Below are 22,280 nucleotides of genomic sequence, written 5' to 3'. Positions count from 1 at the left end.
CCGCTTTTCTTCAATCCAATCAGGAGCAAACCCGAATGAACCGCAACGACGTCACCGAGAAGATCATCACCGTCAAGGTGAGCAAGGGCATCCAGTGGGCCGACGTGGCCAGGAAGGTCGGCCTCTCGAAAGAGTGGACCACCGCCGCCTGCCTCGGCCAGATGACGCTCGACGACAAGCAGGCCAAGATCATCGGCAAGATCTTCGGCCTTACCGTCGAAGAGCAGAAGTGGCTGCAGGTGGTGCCCTACAAGGGCTCGCTGCCCACGCCCGTGCCGACCGATCCGCTCATCTACCGCTGGTACGAGGTGGTGAGCGTGTATGGCACCACCATCAAGGAACTGATCCATGAAGAGTTCGGCGACGGCATCATGAGCGCCATCGACTTCAGCATGGACATCCAGCGCCAGGCCGACCCGAAGGGCGACCGCGTCAACGTGGTGCTGTCGGGCAAGTTCCTGCCCTACAAGACCTATTGAATTACTACTGAACGTACACGGAGGGATGCGGCTTCTGCCTGCCGGGCGGCCGCATCGTTCCGGCCGTGATGCCGTAGCCCTCGATGGCCCCAGCAATCGACCGGGCCACCGCATCCACCGGCACTGCAAGGCGCCGGTTCGTGCGCATGCGTTCGCGGGCATAGCTGGCCGCGATGCGTTCGGCCAGCGGATCGCTTGGGCCGTGCACGTCGGGGCTCACCACCGTCACGTGCAGACGGCCGGCGTGCTCCTGCCGCAGCCCTTCGGAGATCGCGTTCACCGCGTACTGCGTGCCGTGGTACACGGCCGAGTTGGGCGACACGCCCTGCATCGCCACAGGCGCCACGTTCACGATGTGGCCCCAGCCCTGCTCCTGCATCGTCGGCAGCACGGCCGCGATGCCGAGCAGCACGCCGCGCAGGTTCACGTCGATCATGAGTTCCCACTCCTCGATCTTGCGGTTCCACAGCGGCGACATCGGCATCACGCCCGCGGCGTTGACCAGCACGTCGATCTGCTCATGCGTTTCGAGGGCGAATTCGGCAAAGGCTTCCACGTCGGGCCGGTGCGTCACGTCGAGCCGCTGAAAGCTCGCCGTGCCGCCCGTGGCCTCGATCTCGGCCACGAGTGCCGCGAGCCTGTCGGTGCGGCGCGCACCGAGCACCACCTTGGCGCCGCGCCGCGCAAGCAGCCGCGCGGTCGCTTCGCCGATGCCGCTGCTCGCGCCGGTGATGAGAACGACTTTTTCCTGGATTGCGGTCATGGAGAACTCCTCGTGCTGGTCTGGTTGCCGTGGGGCTCACACAGAAAGGAGCGTGAGCCGGGCATGGAAAGAAGTTTCGCTTCCGAGGTGCCTGAGGTGGTATCCGAATCGAACGTGGTTTTTGCCTGATCCTGCAAAACGCGAGGCCGATCCGGTTGCCGCTCAGCGCCGCGTAGTGCTTTTGCTTTCGCGGTAGAGCACCATGCCGGCGTGGTACAGCACGCCGTTGCGGAACTCGCCGTCGGCCGTGAAGCCGGTGTCGTCGATGTAGTCAATGTGATTGCCGGTGAGCGTGTAGCGGCCCTGGTAGGCGCTTTGGCGCGTGCCGCGGGCTTCGTCGTAACGGCCGTTTGGAAGCAGTTCGTGGCGGATATGGCCGTCTTGTGTCACCCACATGCCCACGTAGCGGTTCGGGTCTTCGAACAGCCTGGGGCGTTGCGACTGGGCCTGCGAAGGCCCGGAGGCCATGGCGAGGGACAGCGAGAGCGCGGTGAGTGCGCCGGTGCGATGTGCGGTGTTCATGGTGCGCCTTGGTTCGTGAATGGAGGGAGCGTCCATTCTTGAAAAAGGCGCGGGCGGGGCGGTAGTCGCTTTATGCGAGTTTCTTGCCTGATTCCCCGAAGGCCAGGGATTGACGCCGACGTTGCCGCAGGTGGCTCGTATTGAGCTTGGCCTGAAAATCGATGATGCTCTGTCGATGGACGAATCCCCCGGAATCCCGACACGCCCGCGCATCTACCTGGCAGGCCCGGACGTCTTCCGTCCCGACGCGAGAGATCACTTCATCCGGCTGACCGCAGCGTGCGATGCGGTCGGCCTCGCCGCACTACTGCCCGCCGACGGCAACGAGGAGCAAACCCCCGACGCCCCGGAAATGCAGATCTACCAAGCCAACATGCAGCGTCTTCGCGGCGCAGACGGTGTCGTTGCCAACCTCCAGTGCTTCAGAGGCATGGAGCCCGATTCCGGCACGGTGTTCGAAGTCGGCGCGGCGATCGCGCTGGGGATTCCGGTGGTGGCCTACGGCGTGCCCGAGGGCAGCTACGCAGATCGCGCGCGTGTGGCTTTGCGATGCGAGGTCGACGCGAACGACGTGCTGCGCGAAAGCGGCACCGGCATCGCGGTCGAAGACTTCGGCCAACCGCTGAACCTGATGCTGGCCTGCTCGATCCACATCGAGCCGACGCCGGAAGCGGCGCTGAAGAAGATGGCCCAATTGCTCGCTACCCGGTGACAGCGTCGCGTTGTTCCGAGCAAGGCATCCGCAACGTCTCCCGCCTCGACCAACCAGAAAGCCGGTTTCGCGATTTTGCTGCCCGCTCTTGACTTAGAGCGCGCTCCAACTTTTAGCATCGTTTCCATGGCATCCCATCCAACCATTGCCGAGGTCACGCAGCGAACTGGTCCGGGTACGCACACGCAGCCCTGCTGCGAGCGGACGGGCCCGATAGCGCTGGTGACGAGGGCCCCTGGTGGCCAGCGTCGTTGTGCGGTCTCGGACATGGACTGGATCGGATTCCTGCCGCGCTTGCGTGGGAACTGCATGCCCATAGGGCAGACGCAGGCCTTCGCCAAGCTTCGCGGTGAGGGGAACGCAACGGCATCCGGACGCCGCCGGACGATCGAGGCTTCCCTTCAGGCCGCATCCACGCCGACTGAAAGGAAACCCCGTGTCAGACATTCATCTTCCATCGGACCACTGCCGCAAAGGGCTCGCGAAGCGGCGCGAGACTGCCGTCATCGCCGCGCTCAACGTGGGCTTCACGCGTGAGGAAATCGTTGCGGCCATCATGCAGACGCAAGCCGAAGGAGTACCTGCATGAAGCGCCGCATGTTGCTCGGTGGTCCTGCCGTTCTATGCGCAACCGCCGCCTTGACGATCGCCCGTGCTCAGTTGGCAAGTCCAGCGGCTTGGAGACTGGAGTCGCAGCCGATTCACGATGGCTTGAGTTCGCCGGTGGGCACAGGCTATGACCGCGCGGGCCAACTGTACGTGGCGAACTGGTCGGCTGGTACGGTGCTGCGCTTCTCGCCGTCGGGCGAGCGCAGTACCTTGGCCAGTGGGCTCAGTGGCCCCTCGGGCCTGGCAATCTCTCGGACTGGAGACATCTTCGTCGCGTCGTATAACGAGGATCTGGTGTGGCGATTCACCCCTGAAGGCAAGAAGGCGGTCTTCGTGCGTGGGCTTGCGACCCCGGCGGGTCTGTCCTTCGACGCGCGTGGACGCCTGCTGATCGCCAATCGGCGTACGAACCAGATCCTGGCTGCCAATCCGGAGGGGCGCATCGAGGTCGCCGCCGAGGGCTTGCAAACACCGGTGGGTGCGGTTGAACTGGCCAACGGCGATCTGATGGTCAGCAACATCGCCGGGGGCATCTCGCTCGTGCGCTCGGATCGCCAAGCCCGCACGGTGAACGCCGACCTGCGTAGCCCCGGCCCCGGCATCGTGCGTGCGGCCGACGATGCGGTATATGTGGTGGACTACGGTGGTAGCACCGTTAGCCGAATCGACACCCAAGGGCGTCGCAGCATCGTGTCTGACGGGCTGTCCAGCCCGGTGGGGCTGACGCAGGCGCCCGACGGGCACCTGATGGTTGCGACGTGGGGCGCCAATGCGGTGTTCAGGGTTCGCCGATCCTGACTGGGGCAGGATGCCTTGAGGTCGCCGCTTTCAACTTGCGAGCGGCCATGGAGTGCAAACGAGAACGAGCAGGAAAGCCCTGATGCCGGGCGCAATCGGCACGCCATAGGATGACAGCCCATTTTCACCGGAGCCCTGCATGCCAACCACCGAGACGCACTTCGAACTGACCGCCAACGACGGCGTCACGGTGGAGGTCCATCGCTGGCAGGGCGCGACGCAGCGGGCCGTCATCCAGCTGGCGCACGGCATGGGCGAGCATTCGCTGCGCTACCGGCATCTGGCGGATGCGCTGGTGCAGGCCGGGTACGTGGTCTATGCGAACGAGCACCGCGGCCATGGCAAGGGCGCTTCGGAGCGCGGAGAGCTGGGCGAGTTCGGACCGCGCGCGTTCGACGGGCTGGTGGACGACATGGCGCTGCTGAGCCACCACGTGCGCGGTGTGCATCCCGGGCTGCCGTTGATCCTTGTGGGCCACAGCATGGGCTCGTTCGCCACGCAGTACTACCTCGTCAAGCACAGTGCGCTGCTGGCGGGTGCGGTGCTCTCGGGCACTTCGGCGCTCGACCTGCTGGGTGCAGCCTTGCAGTCAGGCTTCAAGCTGGAAGACATGAACGCGGCATTGCCAGACGTTCGCACGCCCTTCGACTGGCTCAGCCGCGATCCGGCGCAGGTCGATGCCTACATTGCCGATCCGCTGTGCGGGTTCACGGTGTCGGCCGAGGGGCTGGGTTCGATGTTCGCGAATCTCGCCGACCTGACGCCTGCCGCGATGCAGAAGCACATTCGGCCCGAACTACCGCTCTATCTCTTCATCGGTGATGAGGACCCGGTCAGCAACAAGGCCGAGTGGTTCTATCCGCTGGTGCAGCGCTACCGCGAGGCGGGGCTGCGCGATGTGTCATGCCACGTGTTCGGTGGCGCGCGTCACGAGACGCTGAATGAGGTCAATCGTGAGGAAGTCGAGGCGGTGTTGCTGGCGTGGATTGCGCGGGTAGTGGGGAAGGGCTGAGGCCCAAGAGAACGAAGTCGAGCTTCGCGAGCAATGCGCTATCTTGTCCACTGAAAAACTGTGCCGCTTGCCAGGAGCCATGCGACAACAAAAAGGCCGGTCACCAATAGCGCGCCCGTCAATCCGGCACATGCTTGAGTTCTTCGCGCCCAAATCTCCCACGTACCGCCAATTGATGCTGGATCCATCTGCATCAATGCGACGAAGTGCAACGTTCGTGCGAAGACTATGACCGTACAAAGCAGAGTGAGCGCAAAGGCCGCGACTTCGAACAGCATCCACGTCACGTAGACAGAATTGATTCTCTGGAAGAAATTCCAACCCGCCGCGACAACGGATCCGATTGTCTTTGGACTGTGGTTGAGCAAGCCCTGCGCGACGGCCACCACCTGGTCACTGATGCTTGTGCGAGCAAGCCAAACAACATAAAAGCAGCCGACGGCGATCAGGAAGGAAAAGAATGCGTGATTGAACCATTCCAGAAAGCCGAACCTTCCAGATAAGAGCATCACGAGCAGCGTGGTGATGCAAAACACCGCAACTGAACTGATGAAAAAATAGAGCGCTCCTGCCACCAGCGGCAGATAGGCACAAAACAGCAGCAGGCCGACAGTCAATACGATTCCCGTTGCAAAGAGCACCACCATGCCCGACGAATCGTCATCAGCACGCACGAGTTTCACGTGATGGTGATGATGGTGGTGCACTTCAGATAGCAGGGACTCGCGTTCATTCGTCTTTGGCGATGACTTTCTCACCCCTTGGTTGCGCTTGTCATCGTCGCGGCGCCGAGGTGGCTTGATCACCGCAGCAAATACAAGAGCGGCAATGACACCCATCAGTGGTCCAGCGACCCACGCTTCGAAATGCGGATTGCCCAATACTTGAGCGACGGTATCCAGGAAGTCCAAATTTTCCTCCAGTACTTGTTTATTTCGGTGGGCGCGCTACGGCTTCTTCTGGTCGCTCATGCGTTGCCAGTAGGTATCGCCGAAGGCACTGCCCTTGATGATCGGCATGACTTCGCCCTTCTCGAAGTAGCGACGGCTGTCTGATTGTGCGAAGGTGAACCACCATCCGGCCTGCGGACAGGGCTCGCCGCCGGGAACATAGGATTGCCTTGCTGCCGGATCGCGCCCTTCGTGAGGCGGTGGCTTGCGGCGCTGCTCGGCGCTGGGCCAGTCGCTGTCGTCATCGAAGCGGCGCATCCAGCGCTGCGAGCTCTCGTAGCCGAAGCGGGGGTTGGGGTCGCCGTCCCACGGGTCGAGTGAGGTGAGATTCAAATCGTCGCAGCGGATCGGGTGAATCAGGCGGTTGGCCTTGACCAGCACTTCGGGCACGCCGTCTTCCACGGGATACAGGTCGAGATCGCCCAACTCTATCCAGAGGCCATTGGCATCGTCGGGGTTGAGTCTGTCTCGTGGGTAGGGAATAGCCGTGATCTTGATGCGCGGGTCGGCAAGTTCGACGCGGATCTGGTGCTCGGACTTGCCGAGCTTGCGCTGCCATACGGGCGAGAGCATGAAGCACCAGGTGGGTGGGCGGAGGCCTGCGCCGAGGTTGCTGGGATTGACCCAATTCTTGTCGCCCCGCTCGTTGGAATGGAATCCCGTGCTCCACGGATGATCGATGTCCATGCCGTGGAAGTAGTCGGCACAGATGCGTTCGAGCACATCAGCTTCGTAGCTACCCATCACGCCGAGGCCACCATTGCCTACCTCGTAGCCCATGTATGCCTGCTCTGGTCGAATCGACTTGATGCAATCGAGCACGAAGTCGCGCCAACGTGCCTGGTTGCCGTCTTCGTACCAGTCGTAGCAGAACACCAGCTTGAGCGTGCTGAAACACATTTGCGGTACGTGATCGACTCGAGCTGAATAGGACCACAAGGGCGAAGCATCGGGTGACTCCATGTCTGTGGCCATCAGGAAGAACGTCTCGAACTCCTTCTGATGATGTTCAGCCTCTGCCCGTAGGTCTGTCGGGATCCCTTTGTCGCCGCCTTTGAGCCACACCTGTGTGCGCGACTTGAATACCTTCTTGATCGGCTCATCGATGATCTTGCCGAAGCGCTCCCAGACAGTGATGAACTTTTCCGCCACTGACATGTAGTCCTCAGGCTGGTGGTACACGTAAAAAGTCACGAAGGGGCAGATGCCCAACTCGCGATCCTTGTAGCCGTAGAACCATTGCGGAGCCACTTTGCTCTCGCGGATAAATTTTTCGATTTCCTCGGGACTGAGGAAAGGCTCCGTTGTGCTCATCAAGTGCCTCGCTTCTTGCTGTATCGCGATCTGCCGCTGGGTTTCTCTGACTTTTCCTGTTGCCTGGATTCGTCTTTCCTGTCGTGCTTGCCTTCCTTGTCGGGTTCCTTTTTCTCATGCGCCGCGATGTCCTCCGGGTAGCGGAACAGCGAAAGCCGACCGCCGGAATTCACGGGCTTGCCCTGGAACGTGATTGGCGCGCGGCTCGTTTTGACATCGGCAGCTGCATCCAGCAGTCGCCTGTACGCCGCAAACTGTGCTGCCTCAATCCGATCCCCCGGAAACTTGATCTCCACGATGGCAAAGATGTTGCCCTTGTCAGGTCGCTGGTGTCGGTACTCTGAAATCATCAGGTCGGCCGCGATGCTGCCCTTCTTGTATTGGAAGGGAGAGGGGTAGAAGGGGTTGATCTTGCCGAGCCGCTTGAGCTGGGTGGCACCTTCGACGGGATGATCTTCGAACTTTGGCGCAGGTCCGAAGTTGACTTCACATTTCATCGGACTTGCCCAGGTCAGGCACTCGTCCACGAACTCGAACAACAAGTTGACCGCCAGTTGCTTCAGCTTGATGACGAAGAATTCCTCGATCTCCACATCGGTCAACTGCTCGACGGACATCGCCAGCAACTCTTCGATGATCTTGCGCTTGGCCTGGGGAAGATCTTTTATCGAGACCCCTTTCTTTCGCCGAAGGCTCAGAACGGGCATCCGGTCTGCTGCGGCACACACTTGGCTGATCGCATCACGGAATGGAATCTTCTGCTCGATGACTGCATTGATGGTGGCATCTGTTGCACCCCGGCCAACTGCCTTGCGGGTGTTCTGACCCTGCGGGTCAGCAGCCTCGAGTGCAAGAAGGATCGCAATTTCTTCCTTCTCCTCGATCTTCCGGGCAATCTCGTCTTGGATGTTCTGGATGACCTTGCGCACCTCCTCCTTGGCCTTGCCGATGTCCTTGCCGTATTTCTCGACCCCCTCGTACAAGTCCTTGGCCAACTCTCCCAACTCGTGGACAGTGATTGCGATGGCGATGAGTTCGAGCACACCCCAGACGATGACGGGTACTGGCATTACGCAGCCTCACTTTCCGAAGCTGCATCTGGTGTCGAGGCGCTTCGACCTTCGACCTCGCGAGCCTTGGCCTCCAGTCTTGATTCCCAGCTCTCCGCAATCCGCTCACTCGCCCGCACGACCTGCTTGTAGCCTTTGAGGCCGATGGGCATCTCGCTGTTGACCATGCGGGTCTGCCCCGCCTTGGAGGTATCGCCGCTCTCCAGCAGTTCGCGATGCTGGTCGTGGATCTCGTAGGCGTAGCCGTCGAACGGGCGGTTATCGGTCTTGAAGAGCTGGTAGTCGGCTTTGCAGGGGCCATGGTTCAGATTGGGAAAGCGCTCGTCCATCTGCGGCACCGGCAGGCTCTGCGGCCCCGCGAAGCTGTGTGTGGCTGCGTGCTCCCGCCACGGGCCGTTGGTGCCATGTACGATGCCCGACGTGTTCCAGCGGCTGAAACTGCCACCGCCGACGATCAATACCTCTTCCCTGGCTGTGATCGTGATGTACCCGGCTTCCAGCTTGATGTTCAGCTTCGCCAGAACGTTGATGCTGTTCTTCAGGGCCGCAATGTCGATGTCCGAGTCGGCGGCTATCAGCCGCATGCCTGCCTTGCAGGCGAACATGCGCACCGCGTTCCTGGCGGACACGAGGAAGCTCCTGCCCGCGCTGATACTGGTGTGGCCTTCGCTGGTCAGTGCGTTGTGCTCGCCGCTGGCGATGTGGGTGGAGCCCTGGGCTGTGGTCTGTATGCCCGCAGGACTTGCCAGCGTCAGATGCGGCTGGAGGAACTCGGGGAAATGCCCCTGTTCCCTGTCACCGCCTTGGCCCTTGATTTCGTCGTTCTGCTCTTTGAGGGCCTCGGCGACTTCGTTCTGATCACCCGCCTCATAGGCCTTGGCGGACAGCGCTGCTTCGCTCAAGCCTTCGTGCAATTCGCGCCCTTGGGTCAATCTAGTCGCGGTCTCGCCCATGTCGGTGATGTGCGCCTGCGCGTTCTGGCGCGGCTCGGTCGTGATGAGCAGGCCGTCCTTCGCGCGTGTTGCACCATGCCCATCGGTGCGCAGCTCGAAGCCCTGGCCGCGCAGGTCCTTGCGGCCCGCCGTGTCCTCGACGCGCGCGATGTGCCCGAGGCTCAGGCTGCTGCTGTGGTGGTCGCTCTTGAGTTGTGCCTGGATCTTTCCGGTCGAGTCATCCAGCACGATGTGGTTGCCGCGTTCGCCATTCAGTTCACGGCTGCGGATACCCGCGAGGTGCGTCTGATCGGGCAAGGCCCAGGCCGGCATCTCCTCGGCGTTGTGCACGCGCCCCGTGATGATCGGGAAGTCTGGATCGCCGTTGAGGAAGTCGACGATGACCTCTTGTCCAATACGTGGCACCGCGGCCGCACCGAAGGCGGCTCCCGCCCAAGACGTGGATACGCGCACCCAGCAACTGGAGTTCTCATCGTTCTTGCCGATGCGATCCCAGTGGAACTGCACCTTGATGCGGCCGTACTGGTCGCTCCAGATCTCCTGGCCGGGCGGGCCGACCACCGTGGCGGTCTGTGGGCCGCGTGTGCGCGGCTTCGGGGTCGTGCGCGGTGGCCGCCATGCAAAGCTCGTGGGCTGCGCATCGAAGGCGAAGTGCTGGACCGAGCCTTCGGTGTGCCCTGCGCCTTCGCTGGCCTGGAGGTTCTCCTGCAGGTGGTAGCTCACGCCGAGCAAGAGGTATTGCTGGTTCTGATCTGCCCTTGGATGACCGGCCAGTCGGATCGTGTAGCCCGGAGCTAACTCGCGCAGCTTGGACCGCCCCCTGGCGCGGCTGCGCTCGCTCAGTTGCTCTTCGTTGCGGATGCGGGCATAGGTTTCGCCATCGCCGTGCTGCACGAACCCGCCAGGCCACTTGTATTGCTCGTAACTGTCGTGGTCGTGGACCGACGGCATCTGCCGCAGGGTTGTCAGGTCGGCCTTGGGCTTCTCGAAGTCGTAGTCATCGGCGTAGTGGTGACCGGAGCGCACCTCCTCAGCGGTTTCCCAGGCATGGATGCGTTCGCCGGATGTCTCGTGCGGGTGGAAGCGCACCGTTTCTCCACCGGGCAGCGACCCATGGGAGCAGGCGATGTCGTCGGCGAAGACCAGCACGTGCTGCTCGGCCTCGTGCCGGAAGTAGAAGTAGATGCCTTCGTGCTCGCACAGGCGGGACACGAAATCGAAGTCGGACTCGCCGTACTGGACACAGTAGCTCCAGGTGCGATAGCCACGGCTGAGCTTCTGCTCCATTGCGTAGCCATAGCACCCGAGCACGGCTGCGACGATCTCGGGAACAGTCTGGTCTTGAAAGATCCGGAAGTCAGTTCGAAGGCTTGCCAGCCACAACCAAGGCCGCAGTCGCATCCTGTAGAAGCACTGGCGGTTGTCTTCCTGTGCGAGGCCGAAGCGGGTGACAACGCCGGCAAGGTGACGCACGCCGGTCTCGGTCTGCACGGAGACGGTGGCGCTCTTGCCCAGCAGCGCATTGGGATCGAGCGCGTTGCTGCTGGCGAGTAGGTCAACGTCGAAGACGTAAGCCCAGCTCAGCGCCTCATGCCCAATGAGGCGGTGGAACGCCAGCGCATCGCCCAGCGCCGTCCGAATGGTGGTGACGCGCCGCTTCATCGCGGCACGCGAGCGCGCACCCGCGCACTGTCGAGGATGGACATGAGACTCCCTGATGTGGCCCGCTTCTCGAAGTGAGAGCAGGCTCTGTCAGGAGATCATGCAAGTCCGTTTATCAACCTTGATGACACCCACGAGGACAACGGCGCATTGCGTGACGAATGCACGCCGCTGTTAAACGACGTTTACGCGGAGACGAGTGTCAGCCGCTGCCGGCTACTTCCTGCAGTCGCCCCCGACGGACACAGTGCCGTCCTTGCATTCGGTGAGGATCGGTTCGCCCGACGATGTAGGCGGGACCGCCGGAGCCGAGCCCGGGCCGGTCCCGGCGTCCTTCAGGTACACGACCTTCTTGCTGCCGAGCTCGCAGCTGCCCACCACCTGGCCGTTCGCCGATGCGTTGGCATCGACGACGGTGACGGTGAAGCGCGCCACGCCGGCCGCGGCGATCTTCGATTCGACGCGGGTGCGCAGGGCTTCGCAGTCTTCGGCCCCGTGCGCAGTGCCCGCCGCGCCAGCCAGGGCCAGCGCGGCGGGAAGCATTGCGAGCCAGGGCTTCACGGCTGCCACCCGCTCGATACCCATCAGCCCTGGGCCGACGCCAGCGCCGCGTTGAGCGTGGCGCTCGGGCGCATCACGGCTTCGAACTTGGCGGGGTCCGCCAGGTAGTAGCCGCCGATGTCCACCGGCTTGCCCTGCACGGCCGAGAGTTCGTCGACGATCTTCTGCTCGTTGCTGGCGAGCGTGCCGGCCAGCTTCACGAACTGGGCCTGCAGTTCCTTGTCGTCCGTTTGCGCGGCGAGTTCCTGCGCCCAGTACATGGCCAGGTAGAACTGGCTGCCGCGGTTATCGAGCTGGCCGGTCTTGGGCGACGGGTTCTTGTTGTTGTCGAGCAGCTTGCCGGTGGCGGTGTCGAGCGTCTTGGCCAGGATGGCGGCTTTCTTGTTGCCGGTCTTCAGGCCCAGGTCTTCCAGGCTCACGGCCAGCGCGAGGAATTCGCCCAGCGAGTCCCAGCGCAGGTGGTTTTCTTCCACCAGCTGCTGCACGTGCTTGGGGGCCGAGCCGCCCGCGCCGGTCTCGTACAGGCCGCCGCCGGCCATCAGCGGCACGATCGACAGCATCTTGGCCGAGGTACCCAGTTCCATGATGGGGAACAGGTCGGTCAGGTAGTCGCGCAGGATGTTGCCGGTGGCGCTGATGGTGTCCAGGCCGCGCACGACGCGCTCCAGCGTGTAGCGCATGGCGCGCACCTGGCTCATGATCTGGATGTCCAGGCCCGAGGTGTTGTGCTCGTGCAGGTACATCTTGACCTTGGTGATCAGCTGCGCCTCGTGCGGGCGGTAGGCATCCAGCCAGAACACCACCGGCATGCCCGAGTTGCGCGCACGGGTAACGGCCAGCTTGACCCAGTCGCGGATCGCGGCGTCCTTGACCTGGCACATGCGCCAGATGTCGCCTTGCTCCACGTTCTCGCTCATCAGCACTTCGCCGCTGTCCAGGTCGGTGATGTTGGCGACGCCGTCCTCCGGGATCTCGAAGGTCTTGTCGTGCGAGCCGTATTCCTCGGCCTTCTGGGCCATGAGGCCCACGTTGGGCACCGTGCCCATGGTCTTGGGGTCGAAGGCGCCGTGCCACTTGCAGAAGTTGATGATCTCCTGGTAGATGCGGGCGAAGGTCGATTCGGGCATCACAGCCTTGACGTCCTTCAGGCGGCCGTCGGCGCCCCACATCTTGCCGCCGTTGCGGATCATCGCGGGCATCGAGGCGTCCACGATCACGTCGTTGGGCGAGTGGAAGTTGGTGATGCCCTTGGCCGAGTCGACCATGGCCAGCTCGGGGCGGCCCTCGTGGCAGGCGTGCAGGTCGCGCTTGATCTCGTCCTGCGTGCTCTGCGGCAGCGTGGCGATCTTGTTGTAGAGATCGATCATGCCGTTGTTGACGTTGATGCCCAGCTCGTCGAACAGCTTGCCGTGCTTCTCGAAGGCTTCCTTGTAGAAGATCTTCACGCAGTGGCCGAACACGATGGGGTGCGAGACCTTCATCATGGTGGCCTTGACGTGCAGCGAGAACATGACGCCGGTCTTGTGCGCGTCCTCGATCTCCTTTTCATAGAAGGCCAGCAGTGCCTTCTTGCTCATGAACATGGAATCGATGACCTCGCGGTCCAGCAGCGCGACCTTGGGCTTGAGCACGATGGTCTTGCCGCTCCTGGTGATCAGCTCCATCTTGACGTTGCGCGCGCGGTCCAGCGTCATGGACTTTTCGCCATGGTAGAAGTCGCCGCCGTGCATGTGCGAGACGTGCGAGCGCGAGGCCTGGCTCCAGTCGGCCATGCTGTGCGGGTTCTTGCGTGCGTATTCCTTGACCGCCTTGGGCGCGCGGCGGTCGGAGTTGCCTTCGCGCAGCACCGGGTTCACCGCGCTGCCGGTGCACTTGTTGTAGCGCGCGCGGATGTCCTTGTCCTCGTCCGAAGTCGGGTTCTCCGGGTAGTCGGGGATCTTGTAGCCCTTGCCCTGCAGTTCCTTGATAGCCGACTTGAGCTGGGACACCGAGGCGCTGATGTTGGGCAGCTTGATGATGTTGGCCTCGGGCTTGAGCGTGAGCTTGCCCAGTTCGGCCAGGTTGTCGGACACCTTCTGGTCGTCGCTCAGGAATTCGGGGAATTCGCCCAGGATGCGGGCCGCCACGGAGATGTCGCTGGTGGCGACATTGATGCCGGCCGGATTGGTGAAGGCGCGGATGATGGGCAGAAACGCGTAGGTCGCCAGGAGGGGCGCCTCGTCGGTGAGGGTGTAGACGATGGTGGGTTGCTTCGAGCTCATGCGCTTGCTTCCGTAGATCCTGGGTTGTCGGGTTGGCTGGAACTTCCGGCGGAAAGAGGGATAGGGGTGTTTTCGCCGGAATCCCCGATTGTCGCCCGGCTGGGGCCGGGTTCGGCCAGACGGGGCCCGATGACCCCCTTCGGCGGGCGTTTTAAGGCGCCGGGCGGCCGGCTTCAGCCCAGCGGCAGCTCGACGGTGGCCGCGAGCGGCACCGTGTCGACACGCGCCGCGCTGGCCACGATGACCGCCTGTTTCGACTGCGCCGCAAAGCCGGTGAGCGTGGCCCACAGGCAGCGGGTCGACGGTGCATCGAGCCCGGCCGTCGGCTCGTCGAGCAGGATGAGCGGGCGGCCCGATGCAAGCCCGGCCGCCATCCACACCTTGCGTTTCGAGCCAGTCGAGAGCATGAACATCTTCTTGTCCAGGTGCGGCTCCAGCGCGAAGCCCTCGGCAATGGCCTGCCACCTCGCTTCGCTGAAGCCCGCGTCGCCTTCGACGAGCGAGGCCGTGCATTCGCGTGCGGTGAGCTGGTCGAAGCGGTCGGTCACCGGATCGACGAAGAACACCTGGCGGCGATACGCCTCGGGCGCGGCATCGAGGCTCGCCCCCGCCACGGTCAGCCGCCCAGTGGCGGGCAGCGTGCCTGCAATCACCTGGAGCAGCGCCGATTTGCCGGTGCCCGTGTCGCCATAAAGCAGCGTGACGCCCGGGCCGATGGATGCGCTCCAGTTCGACACGAGCGCAGGCTGGTCGGGGTACGCGAAGCGCAGCGCATCGATCCGGAGGAGGGGAGGAGAAGAAAGATTCATGGTCGCAGCCGACTTTAGCAAGCGACCCTCGCGCAACGCCCAGGCCGTGGCTACCATTCGGCTCCATGAAAAAGCTGCTGCTGTTGCTCGCCCTGCCGTTCGCCGCCCCCGTGCTCGCCGCGCCGTCCGCGCAGGTGTTCGATGCCGTGAAGAAGCCCGAGGCGCTCGATGCGCAATGGCGAGCGCACCTGTGCGCCTTGCTGCCGCAGCCCTGCGACGTGCAGGAGCTCGGCCTGTACCGCCCGCGCGGCGCTTCGCCCAATGACTACGTTGTGCTCTCTGGCGAGCCGTTGGTCATGGCGCGCATCAAGCGAGGCGCCGATGCGAAGAGCTGGCAGCTCGATCGCCTCCATGACTTCTCGGACTATGTGCAAGGCCTGAAGAAGGACGCCGACCGACCCGACACGCACCTGTCGCTCGCGCCCGCGCTCTACCCGCTGGCCGAGGGCAAGTGGGCCGTGGCCGTGCTGCAGACCGTGTTCGAAGGGTATTCCGGCGGCGGCGCCTCGTTCGACACGGCCGACTTCGTGCCGCTCGAAGGCGGCAAGGCTGTGCAAGAAGGCATTCCGTTCTCGTGCTTCAAGATGATCCGCGCCTGCTTCAGCGAGAAGGAATACAAGACTTCGAAGCACTGCCACGACGAAAGCAACGGCAGCCTGCGCATCGCCTACGGCGAAGCCGCGAAGCCGGGCGCGCCGTACGAGTGGCAATACACCTGGCTGCAGAGCGAGTGGCCGCAGAACGAGCCGAAAAGCTCCGCGAGCACCACGCGCATCCGCTTCACCGCGAAGACCACCGAGCGCGCGGATTTCTGCGGCGGGCCGCAGTAAGGAAGCAGACCTGCTCAGTGCCGGGGCACGGTCGTCGTGCCCACGTGCATCGTGCGGCCGGCGCCCAGCCCCGCGACGACGAGCGCGATGCCCAACCCGATGAAGAGCCACGACGAGGCGCGAAAGCTCCCCGTCCAGCCGTGCAGCAGCCCGGCCACCAGCGGACCGAAAGCCGCCACCATGTAGCCCACGCCCTGCGCCATGCCCGACAGGTGCGCGGCCACGTGCGAGTCGGGCGAGCGCAGCACGATCATCGTGAGCGCCAGCGCGAAGGTGCCGCCCTGCGCGATGCCCAGCAGCACGGCCCAGGCCCATACCCCGAGTGGCCCGCCGAGCGGCGCGAACAGCATCGCCAGCATGGCGCCCACCGTGAGCATCGCCAGCACCACGGCCAAGCCGCGCTGGTTGCGCAGCTTCACCGCCAGCGCCGGCACCACGAGGCAGGTGACCACCTGAGTCATGACCGACAGCGACACCACGTAGCCGGCCGTTTCGCTACCTAGCCCGCGCTCGCGCAATATCGGCGCGAGCCAGCCCATCACGATGTAGGCGAGGGCAGATTGCAGCCCCATGAAGAAGGTGACTTGCCACGCCAGCCTGTCGCGCCACAGGCCGCGCACGGTGAAACCCGATTCGCTCGCCACCGGCTTCAGCGGCAGCGCCTGCGGCGCCCAGATGAGTGTGACCAGCGCGGCCGGCAGCGCCCACATTGCGAGCGCCATGGTCCAGCCGCCGCCCAGCGCGTGCTCGATGGGCACCGTGAGGCCGGCGGCACTCGCCGCGCCGCCGCACACGGCCATGGTGTACAGGCCCATCATCAGCGCCGCCTGCGCGGCGAAGTCGCGCTTCACAAGACCCGACAGCAGCACGTTCGACACCGCGATGCCGCTGCCCGCGATGGCCGAGGCCAGGAACAGCAGCGGAATGTTGCCGGTGCCGCGCAGCACCGTGCCGACCAGGATCAGCACCATGCACGCGAGCAGCGTGCGCTCTGTGCCGAAGCGCCGGCCCAGGCCGGGCGCGAGCGGCGCGAACACGCCGAGGCAGACGATCGGCAACGTGGTCAGCAGGCTCGCGGCGGTGGACGAGAGCCCGGTGGCCTTGATGATTTCCGGCAGCACCACCGAGAGGCTGGCGAACACCGGGCGCAGGTTGAAGGCGATCAGCACCACGCTCGCGCCGAGCAGGATTCGGCGGGCGAGGGTGGGCGCGGGTGTGGGGCGCGGCATGGGCAGGCTGTCGGCTTCGGCGTCGATCAGCAGGTCGTTGCTTGCATGGCGCGCGGTGGCGCCATTGCCCGACGCTAGAGCGGCTGAATTCATCACGTGCCCAGCGCCAGCGCGTTGATCATCGGTGCCATGAAGGTGCGCACCGCCGCGGCGGCCACGTCGGGGTCGCGGCTGGCAATGCCTTCGACGATGGCGCGGTGCGCGGCTTCGTCGGGCTCGGGCAGGCTGCCGCTGCCCAGCGAGCTCGCGATGGTCTCCTTGATATAGCCCGTGATGAAACGGCAGGTTTCGGCCAGCGCGAGATTGCCCGACACGTCGACGATGGCGAGGTGAAAGGCGAGGTCGCGTTCGATGAAGCCCGCGCCGTTGTCGCTGGCGTCGAACGCGCCGCGCTTGTCGAGCAGGGTGTGCAGGCGGCGCAGGTCGCGCGCCGTGTGACGCACGGCGGCAAGCCGCGCGGCCTCCACTTCGAGCGCGCGGCGCACTTCAAACTGGTCGCGCAGGCTGGCCAGGCGCATCTTCTGCAGGCTGGAAGACGGGTCGAAACCCGAGCGAACGTAGGTGCCCGAGCCCTGCCGCACTTCGAGCAGCCCGCGCGACACCAGCGTCTTGACCGCCTCGCGCACCGTGCCGCGGCTCACGCCCAGCAGTTGTGCGAGCTGCGGCTCGATGGGAATGCGGGAGCCGACGGCCCAGCGGCCGGCGGAGATTTCGGCGCGGATGCTGTCTGCGGCGGTGTCCGCCAGGGAAGTGCGAGGGGCTTGGGCGAGCATCAGGTGGGCCTGGTCATTCAATGATTGGACGAATTTTGCCGTCCAAAGCCTGGACTGTACATCCGGTGATTGGCCCGGACGGCAACCGGGCCAATTACCGGCGCGCGCTTTTCGTCACCACGCCCGCGCCGCGCACTTCGAGCCGGCGCTGGTCGACCACCTTGCCGCTGGCGTCCACCAGCTCGATCACGTGGCGCCCCGGCCAGGGAAACCACTGCACGCTGTTGCCGCGCGCAAACGGCTTGCCATCGACGCGCCACTGCACGCCGCGGCCTTCCGAGTCGAAGCGCACGCGCTGGCGCAGGGGCGGGATGTCGGGGTCGAGCGCGATGATGGTGCCGTCGGTCGGCGCGGTGATGCGCGCCGAGACGGTGTCGGCCGCCATGCCGGTGTCGAGCGCGAACAGCGGCTGCTCGGTGCCTTGCAGGAACCATTCGCTGCGCGCCGCTTCGAGCGGGTTGCCGTCGGCGCCGGGGCCGAAGCTCACGCGCGCTTCGACGAGACCCGGCGGCGGCGCGGGCGCGCGGCTCGGCTCGCGTGCGTGCAGGAAGCGCATCACCTCGGCCCACACCGGCGCGGCGCCGCTGGTGCCGCTCACGTCCCACATCGATTCGCCGCTGGCGTTGCCGACCCACACGCCCACCGTGTAGCGCTGCGACCAGCCCACGGCCCAGTTGTCGCGCATGTCCTTGCTGGTGCCGGTCTTCACGGCCGTCCAGAAGCGGGTGGAGAGGATGCTGTCGAGGCCGAAGGTGCGGGTGCGCGCGTTCGGGTCGGAGAGGATGTCGCCGACGATGAAGGCGGCGCGTGGGTCGAGCAGCGGCGGGGCGCTTGTCTTCGTCTTGTCCGCAGGCACAGGTGGCCGCGCGGTCAGGGTCGTCGTGCCGTAGCGTCCGCCGTTGGCCAGCATGCGATAGGCATTGGTGAGCGACAGCAGCGACACCTCGGCGCTGCCCAGCGCGAGGCTGTAGCCGTAGTAGTCGCCGCTCTCGCGCAGCGGCAGGCCGGCGGCGCGCAGCTCGCGCGCGAAGGACTCGGGCGACACCATCACCAGCGTGCGTACCGCCGGCACGTTGAGCGAGGCGGCCAGCGCGGTGCGCGCCGACACCGGGCCCTTGAACCGGCGGTCGTAGTTCTGCGGAATGTAGAGGCCGCTGGCGGTGCTGATCTGCGCCGAGGAGTCCTCGATCAGCGAGGCCGCGGTGATGCGCCGCTCGGCAATCGCCTGGCCGTAGAGCAGCGGCTTGAGCGTGGAGCCGGGCTGCCGCAATGCGGTAACGCCATCGACCTCGGCGGCCTGGCTCAGCGGACCGGAGGAGCCGACCCAGGCGAGCACTTCGCCCGTTGCGTTGTCGAGCACGACGAGCGAGCCGTCTTCCACGTGGCGCTCGCGCAGTTCGCGCAGGTGGCGCTGCAGGGAGTCGAGCGCAAAGCGCTGCAGCGGTGCGCGCAGCGTGGTGCGCACGCCGACTTCCCTGTCTTTCTCCTTCGGCCGCTGGGAGAGGGCCGGGGTGGGGGCTGCTCCCGCATTCGCGTCCCTCAGTTCCCGCAGCACACGTCGCGCTGCATGTGGCGCAATCCCCTCGTTCGCTTCGAAGGCCTTTCGCTGCACCGCCGCGCTGGTGAACATGTCGAGCGCCTCGCAGTCGGTCTTCTGCTGCGGCTCCATTGCGCGCAGCACCTCGCAGGCGCGCTGCGCCACCACGGCGGGCTTGGCATTCGGTGCACGCACCAGCGCCGACGCAACGGCCGCCTCGCGTGCATCGAGCCCGCTCGGAGCCTTGCCGAACAGCGTGCGCGAGAGCGCGTCGATGCCCACGATCTCGCCGCGGAACGGCACGGTGTTGAGGTACGCCTCCAGGATCTGGTCTTTGCGCCAGTTGCGCTCCAGCTGCGCGGCCGCCACCGTCTGCCCGATCTTCTGCGTGAAGCTGCGCCCGCCCGAGTTGCGGCGCAGGTCTTCGTCGAGCAGGCCCGACAGCTGCATCGTGATGGTCGAGGCGCCGCGCGTGCGCGTGTTCCACAAGTTGCCCCAGGCAGCGGCCGAAGCTGCGCGCCAGTCGATGCCGCTGTGCTCGTAGAAGCGCTTGTCCTCGCTCAGCACCATGGCCGTGCGCAGCGCGGGCGACACATCGGCCAGCGCGGTCCACTGGCCGCGACGCACGGTGGGGTCGGTGCGCACGCGCTGCAGCAGCTCGCCGTTGCGGTCGAGCACTGCGGTGTCGGACGAGCGGAAATCGCGCTTCACTTCCTCGAAGCTCACGAGAGCCCAGGCAGGGTGCGCGCAAGCCACGGCCAGCAGGGCAGCGGCGAGGGTCTTGCGGGCGGGAATGAGGGGCGCGAGCTGCATCGAAAAGATTCGTGTCCGAAAGGCGTGAGGCCACGACATTCTCGGCGATGCACCACGGGAACCGCGCCTACTCCCGGACGGGCGGCCCGCCGCCTTGCCGGAGCTGGAACTCCGGCTCAGAGTTCTCTACAGGTTCCACATCCGGTAACGAACTTCACGCGGGGGCTTCAATGCGGAAACCCAACGCGTACCGGCGTGGCCTTCAATGCAGTACCGGCTCGCAGGAGGCGAACCCCGGTTTCACAAACACTCCAAGGAGAACTCACATGACGAAGACATTGGCGATCCTGCTGGCCGCATCGGCCATCCTGGCCGGCTGTGTGGTCGCACCCTACGACCGTCCGCCACCGCCGCGCGGCCAGCACTACGGCGACCGCGATCGCGACGGCGTGCCGAACCGCTATGACAGGGACCGTGACAACGACGGCGTTCCCAATCGCTACGACCGCAATCCGAACAACCCGTACCGCAACTGATCGACGAGAAACAAAAAGGCCGCGAAGCATGGCGCTTCGCGGCCTTTTTCACGGGCTGCGCGGGGTGGCTACACCGGCCGGCGCGCCATCAGCGCCCAGATGCCCGCCGCGCTCAGCAACGAGCCACCCGCGAAGTTGAAGCGCCGCTGCGCGCGCGGCGACGACAGCAGCTTGCGAGCTGATCCTGCGAACACCGCGTAGAGCGTGGCATTGGTCGCGGCCAGCACCACGAAGGTGACGGCCAGCACCCAGAGCTGGCGTGTTACGTCGGCCGCCGGGCTTATGAACTGCGGCAGGAAGGCCACGAAGAACACGATGCCCTTCGGGTTCAGCGCCGTCACCAGGTAGGTGTTGGCGAACAGCCGCAGCCGCGACGCGGGCGCGGCCGGCGCGGCGACTTCGGTGGACGAGATGCCCGCGCGCAGCAGCTTGATGCCGAGGTACAGCAGGTACAGCCCGCCCACGCACTTGACCACCGTGAACCAGAAGGCCGAAGTGGCCAGCAGCGCACCCAGCCCCAGAAGCGACACCACCAGCGCCGTCGAGTCGCCGAGCGCCACGGCCGCCACCAGCGGCACGTTGGCACGGCGGCCGTGCGACATGGAATAGCTGATGACAGTGAGGATGGTCGGCCCCGGAATGATCAGCATGACGGCGGAGGCCGCGACGAAGGCGAGCCAGAGTTCGATGGGCATGTGCATATCTCCAGATGGTGGTTTGTGCGGGAAGCGATTCTCTTCGTCAGATTCCGATGGCTGTGCGCGCGATGTGCCAGGTGCCGCGGTGTCCGTCCACGTAGCTTATCGGCGAGTTGGCGAGGTCGTCGAGGTCCACGTCGTCCAGGCAGGTCACGTTCACGCCATAGGCGCTCGCGCCGGTCTCGGGGGAATGGCCCACGCCGAAGGAGCGCACGCTGCAATGCCTGCAGACGATGTAGTGGCTGTTGCGGGTGTCGAGCATTTGGTCGCTGAGTTCGGATTCGCCTTCGATCAGCCGGAAGGCATCGGTCGCGACGATGGCGGGCCAGAAGCGGGTCTTGGTGCAGATCGAGCAGTTGCAGCGCAGGGTGCCCAGGCTCAGGTCGATATCGGCTTCGAATCGAACGGCGCCGCAATGGCAGCCGCCCGTGTAGGTCTTTTTCATACGCTCGGAATTCGCATGGTGGTGCTGGAGAGCACCATATCAAAGGCGATGCTGCGATGCTGGCGGCAGGTTATCAGGCGGGGCTGCTGCCGAAACGCACGGCGGCGCGGGCCTTGGCGCGCTCGGCCTCGATGGCACGGTCGCGCGGCTCGGCCGTGGTGACCAGCGAGTCGATCAGCCGCGCCGCGGTGGCGGCCACCTCATCGACCGCTCGCTCGAAGGCTTCCTCGTTCGCCCTGGACGGCACGCTGAAGCCGCTGAGCTTGCGCACGAACTGCAGCGCGGCGGCGCGGATCTCTTGCTCAGTGGCGGGCGGCTCGAAGTTGTAGAGGGTCTTGATGCTGCGGCACATGGGCACTCTCCATTTGGTTCATGCGCGACATTCATGCACGGATTCGCGCTTCCAGTTGCTGTTCAACCGCCGGCCACTCGTCGTCGATGATGCTGAAGCGCACCGAATTGCGCTTGCGGCCGTCGGGCATGATGCGTTCGTTGCGCACGACGCCTTCCTGCTTCGCGCCGAGCCGCAGGATGGCCGCGCGCGACTTGGCATTGATCTCGTCGGTGGTGAGCTGCACGCGCACGCATTGCAGTTCTTCGAAAGCGTAGCGCAGCATCAGCAGCTTGGCCTCGGTGTTGACGAAGGTCTTTTGCCACGAGGCCGCGATCCAGGTGCTGCCGATTTCCAGCTTGCGGTTGACGCGGTCGATCTTCCAGAAACGCGTGGAGCCGATGACCTTGCCGGTCTCGCGCAGTACGGTGGCAAAGGGCATCACGGTGCCGGCGTCCCGGCCGGCGAGGGCGTTGCCGATGTAGGCGTCGACGGTTTCGGCCGAAGGCACGACGGTGAACGGCAGGCTCCAGAGTTCGCCGTCGGAAGCGGCCTCGACCAGCGCCGCCGCATCTGAAGCGAGCAGCGGGCGCAGCGTAAGGCGGGGGCCGGTGAGTGAAGGTTGCGCGAGCGACATGAACAGGACGATAGCCGATGGCCCGGGGGCAGGGCA

23 protein-coding genes are annotated in these 22,280 nt (G+C 64.9%); 7 read left to right on the top strand and 16 right to left on the bottom strand.

Going from position 1 to position 22,280, the window contains the following annotated elements:
* Positions 1-35: 35 nt before the first annotated feature.
* On the top strand, positions 36-479 hold the full coding sequence (cynS, locus tag NWF24_RS24360) for a cyanase (RefSeq protein WP_093018895.1): 444 nt from the start codon (positions 36-38) through the stop codon (positions 477-479).
* A 4-nt stretch (positions 480-483) separates the two neighbouring features.
* Here the strand turns inward: cynS and NWF24_RS24355 are convergent, their stop codons facing one another.
* Together NWF24_RS24355 and NWF24_RS24350 are read right to left on the bottom strand one after the other, a co-directional pair.
* A complete protein-coding gene (locus tag NWF24_RS24355; RefSeq protein ID WP_258350787.1) occupies positions 484-1,242 on the bottom strand; it encodes an SDR family oxidoreductase in 759 nt (252 codons plus the stop codon).
* Between the two features lie 162 nt (positions 1,243-1,404).
* Positions 1,405-1,764 (bottom strand): Atu4866 domain-containing protein, encoded by a 360-nt coding sequence (locus tag NWF24_RS24350; RefSeq protein WP_258350786.1) that lies wholly within the window; start codon positions 1,762-1,764, stop codon positions 1,405-1,407.
* A 175-nt stretch (positions 1,765-1,939) separates the two neighbouring features.
* On the opposite strand from NWF24_RS24350, the gene NWF24_RS24345 reads away from it, so the two are divergent.
* The 4 genes from NWF24_RS24345 (at position 1,940) to NWF24_RS24330 (ending at position 4,895) form a co-directional block, all read left to right on the top strand.
* A complete protein-coding gene (locus NWF24_RS24345) occupies positions 1,940-2,476 on the top strand; it encodes a nucleoside 2-deoxyribosyltransferase (RefSeq protein WP_258355347.1) in 537 nt (178 codons plus the stop codon).
* Positions 2,477-2,912: 436 nt separating this feature from the next.
* The gene (locus NWF24_RS24340; protein WP_258350785.1) at positions 2,913-3,065 is read left to right on the top strand and encodes a hypothetical protein; all 153 of its coding nucleotides are present in this window, start codon (positions 2,913-2,915) and stop codon (positions 3,063-3,065) included.
* A complete protein-coding gene (locus tag NWF24_RS24335; protein WP_258350784.1) occupies positions 3,062-3,883 on the top strand; it encodes a Vgb family protein in 822 nt (273 codons plus the stop codon). The genes NWF24_RS24340 and NWF24_RS24335 overlap by 4 nt, the downstream gene beginning before the upstream one ends.
* A 139-nt stretch (positions 3,884-4,022) precedes the next feature.
* Positions 4,023-4,895, top strand: coding sequence for an alpha/beta hydrolase (locus tag NWF24_RS24330; RefSeq protein ID WP_258350783.1), 873 nt, complete (start codon positions 4,023-4,025; stop codon positions 4,893-4,895).
* A gap of 38 nt (positions 4,896-4,933) precedes the next feature.
* Here NWF24_RS24330 and NWF24_RS24325 read toward each other — a convergent pair whose 3' ends face one another.
* The 7 genes from NWF24_RS24325 to NWF24_RS24295 all read right to left on the bottom strand — a co-directional run bounded on the left by NWF24_RS24325 (position 4,934) and on the right by NWF24_RS24295 (position 14,475).
* On the bottom strand, positions 4,934-5,806 hold the full coding sequence (locus tag NWF24_RS24325) for a hypothetical protein (RefSeq protein WP_258350782.1): 873 nt from the start codon (positions 5,804-5,806) through the stop codon (positions 4,934-4,936).
* A gap of 36 nt (positions 5,807-5,842) precedes the next feature.
* The gene (locus NWF24_RS24320) at positions 5,843-7,159 is read right to left on the bottom strand and encodes a DUF3396 domain-containing protein (protein ID WP_258350781.1); all 1,317 of its coding nucleotides are present in this window, start codon (positions 7,157-7,159) and stop codon (positions 5,843-5,845) included.
* Entirely contained in the window at positions 7,159-8,229 is a 1,071-nt protein-coding gene (locus tag NWF24_RS24315; protein ID WP_258350780.1) for a hypothetical protein, read from the bottom strand. The genes NWF24_RS24320 and NWF24_RS24315 overlap by 1 nt, the downstream gene beginning before the upstream one ends.
* Entirely contained in the window at positions 8,229-10,844 is a 2,616-nt protein-coding gene (locus tag NWF24_RS24310) for a type VI secretion system Vgr family protein (RefSeq protein WP_258350779.1), read from the bottom strand. The genes NWF24_RS24315 and NWF24_RS24310 overlap by 1 nt, the downstream gene beginning before the upstream one ends.
* Before the next feature lie 216 nt (positions 10,845-11,060).
* Positions 11,061-11,405, bottom strand: coding sequence for a DUF1161 domain-containing protein (locus tag NWF24_RS24305; RefSeq protein ID WP_258350778.1), 345 nt, complete (start codon positions 11,403-11,405; stop codon positions 11,061-11,063).
* A 23-nt stretch (positions 11,406-11,428) separates the two neighbouring features.
* The gene (locus NWF24_RS24300; RefSeq protein ID WP_258350777.1) at positions 11,429-13,666 is read right to left on the bottom strand and encodes an NADP-dependent isocitrate dehydrogenase; all 2,238 of its coding nucleotides are present in this window, start codon (positions 13,664-13,666) and stop codon (positions 11,429-11,431) included.
* A gap of 173 nt (positions 13,667-13,839) precedes the next feature.
* Complete coding sequence (locus NWF24_RS24295) at positions 13,840-14,475, bottom strand: ABC transporter ATP-binding protein (RefSeq protein ID WP_258350776.1); 636 nt, start codon at positions 14,473-14,475, stop codon at positions 13,840-13,842.
* Positions 14,476-14,540: 65 nt separating this feature from the next.
* On the opposite strand from NWF24_RS24295, the gene NWF24_RS24290 reads away from it, so the two are divergent.
* Entirely contained in the window at positions 14,541-15,305 is a 765-nt protein-coding gene (locus tag NWF24_RS24290) for a hypothetical protein (RefSeq protein ID WP_258350775.1), read from the top strand.
* A gap of 14 nt (positions 15,306-15,319) precedes the next feature.
* Here NWF24_RS24290 and NWF24_RS24285 read toward each other — a convergent pair whose 3' ends face one another.
* From NWF24_RS24285 to pbpC, 3 genes are all read right to left on the bottom strand, one after another.
* Entirely contained in the window at positions 15,320-16,627 is a 1,308-nt protein-coding gene (locus NWF24_RS24285) for a CynX/NimT family MFS transporter (protein WP_258350774.1), read from the bottom strand.
* The gene (locus tag NWF24_RS24280; protein WP_258350773.1) at positions 16,627-17,307 is read right to left on the bottom strand and encodes a FadR/GntR family transcriptional regulator; all 681 of its coding nucleotides are present in this window, start codon (positions 17,305-17,307) and stop codon (positions 16,627-16,629) included. Before NWF24_RS24280 ends, NWF24_RS24285 begins: the two co-directional genes overlap by 1 nt.
* A 94-nt stretch (positions 17,308-17,401) precedes the next feature.
* Entirely contained in the window at positions 17,402-19,657 is a 2,256-nt protein-coding gene (gene pbpC / locus NWF24_RS24275; RefSeq protein WP_258350772.1) for a penicillin-binding protein 1C, read from the bottom strand.
* A gap of 266 nt (positions 19,658-19,923) precedes the next feature.
* Here pbpC and NWF24_RS24270 point away from each other — a divergent pair, with 266 nt between their 5' ends.
* Positions 19,924-20,133 carry a thrombospondin type 3 repeat-containing protein gene (locus NWF24_RS24270; RefSeq protein ID WP_093049198.1) on the top strand — a complete coding sequence of 70 codons (210 nt, stop codon included), beginning with the start codon at positions 19,924-19,926 and terminating at the stop codon, positions 20,131-20,133.
* 68 nt (positions 20,134-20,201) lie between these two features.
* On the opposite strand, the gene NWF24_RS24265 is transcribed toward NWF24_RS24270, so the two are convergent.
* The 4 genes from NWF24_RS24265 to NWF24_RS24250 all read right to left on the bottom strand — a co-directional run bounded on the left by NWF24_RS24265 (position 20,202) and on the right by NWF24_RS24250 (position 22,244).
* Positions 20,202-20,828, bottom strand: coding sequence for a LysE family translocator (locus NWF24_RS24265; RefSeq protein ID WP_093050364.1), 627 nt, complete (start codon positions 20,826-20,828; stop codon positions 20,202-20,204).
* Between the two features lie 46 nt (positions 20,829-20,874).
* Entirely contained in the window at positions 20,875-21,276 is a 402-nt protein-coding gene (locus NWF24_RS24260; protein WP_258350771.1) for a GFA family protein, read from the bottom strand.
* 73 nt (positions 21,277-21,349) lie between these two features.
* On the bottom strand, positions 21,350-21,628 hold the full coding sequence (locus NWF24_RS24255; RefSeq protein WP_258350770.1) for a DUF2277 domain-containing protein: 279 nt from the start codon (positions 21,626-21,628) through the stop codon (positions 21,350-21,352).
* Positions 21,629-21,659: 31 nt separating this feature from the next.
* Entirely contained in the window at positions 21,660-22,244 is a 585-nt protein-coding gene (locus NWF24_RS24250; protein WP_258350769.1) for a GNAT family N-acetyltransferase, read from the bottom strand.
* Positions 22,245-22,280: the final 36 nt, after the last annotated feature.

It is taken from the genome of Variovorax paradoxus (genome assembly GCF_024734665.1).
Lineage (GTDB): Bacteria > Pseudomonadota > Gammaproteobacteria > Burkholderiales > Burkholderiaceae_C > Variovorax.
This window is presented reverse-complemented; position numbering and strand designations above follow the sequence as displayed.

Coding starts and splice junctions, on each gene's coding strand:
- cynS (WP_093018895.1), top strand. CDS start 36: ATGAACCGCAACGACGTCACCGAGAAGATCATCACCGTCAAGGTGAGC.
- NWF24_RS24355 (WP_258350787.1), bottom strand. CDS start 1,242: ATGACCGCAATCCAGGAAAAAGTCGTTCTCATCACCGGCGCGAGCAGC.
- NWF24_RS24350 (WP_258350786.1), bottom strand. CDS start 1,764: ATGAACACCGCACATCGCACCGGCGCACTCACCGCGCTCTCGCTGTCC.
- NWF24_RS24345 (WP_258355347.1), top strand. CDS start 1,940: ATGGACGAATCCCCCGGAATCCCGACACGCCCGCGCATCTACCTGGCA.
- NWF24_RS24335 (WP_258350784.1), top strand. CDS start 3,062: ATGAAGCGCCGCATGTTGCTCGGTGGTCCTGCCGTTCTATGCGCAACC.
- NWF24_RS24330 (WP_258350783.1), top strand. CDS start 4,023: ATGCCAACCACCGAGACGCACTTCGAACTGACCGCCAACGACGGCGTC.
- NWF24_RS24320 (WP_258350781.1), bottom strand. CDS start 7,159: ATGAGCACAACGGAGCCTTTCCTCAGTCCCGAGGAAATCGAAAAATTT.
- NWF24_RS24315 (WP_258350780.1), bottom strand. CDS start 8,229: ATGCCAGTACCCGTCATCGTCTGGGGTGTGCTCGAACTCATCGCCATC.
- NWF24_RS24310 (WP_258350779.1), bottom strand. CDS start 10,844: ATGAAGCGGCGCGTCACCACCATTCGGACGGCGCTGGGCGATGCGCTG.
- NWF24_RS24300 (WP_258350777.1), bottom strand. CDS start 13,666: ATGAGCTCGAAGCAACCCACCATCGTCTACACCCTCACCGACGAGGCG.
- NWF24_RS24295 (WP_258350776.1), bottom strand. CDS start 14,475: ATGAATCTTTCTTCTCCTCCCCTCCTCCGGATCGATGCGCTGCGCTTC.
- NWF24_RS24290 (WP_258350775.1), top strand. CDS start 14,541: ATGAAAAAGCTGCTGCTGTTGCTCGCCCTGCCGTTCGCCGCCCCCGTG.
- NWF24_RS24285 (WP_258350774.1), bottom strand. CDS start 16,627: ATGAATTCAGCCGCTCTAGCGTCGGGCAATGGCGCCACCGCGCGCCAT.
- NWF24_RS24280 (WP_258350773.1), bottom strand. CDS start 17,307: ATGCTCGCCCAAGCCCCTCGCACTTCCCTGGCGGACACCGCCGCAGAC.
- pbpC (WP_258350772.1), bottom strand. CDS start 19,657: ATGCAGCTCGCGCCCCTCATTCCCGCCCGCAAGACCCTCGCCGCTGCC.
- NWF24_RS24270 (WP_093049198.1), top strand. CDS start 19,924: ATGACGAAGACATTGGCGATCCTGCTGGCCGCATCGGCCATCCTGGCC.
- NWF24_RS24265 (WP_093050364.1), bottom strand. CDS start 20,828: ATGCCCATCGAACTCTGGCTCGCCTTCGTCGCGGCCTCCGCCGTCATG.
- NWF24_RS24260 (WP_258350771.1), bottom strand. CDS start 21,276: ATGAAAAAGACCTACACGGGCGGCTGCCATTGCGGCGCCGTTCGATTC.
- NWF24_RS24255 (WP_258350770.1), bottom strand. CDS start 21,628: ATGTGCCGCAGCATCAAGACCCTCTACAACTTCGAGCCGCCCGCCACT.
- NWF24_RS24250 (WP_258350769.1), bottom strand. CDS start 22,244: ATGTCGCTCGCGCAACCTTCACTCACCGGCCCCCGCCTTACGCTGCGC.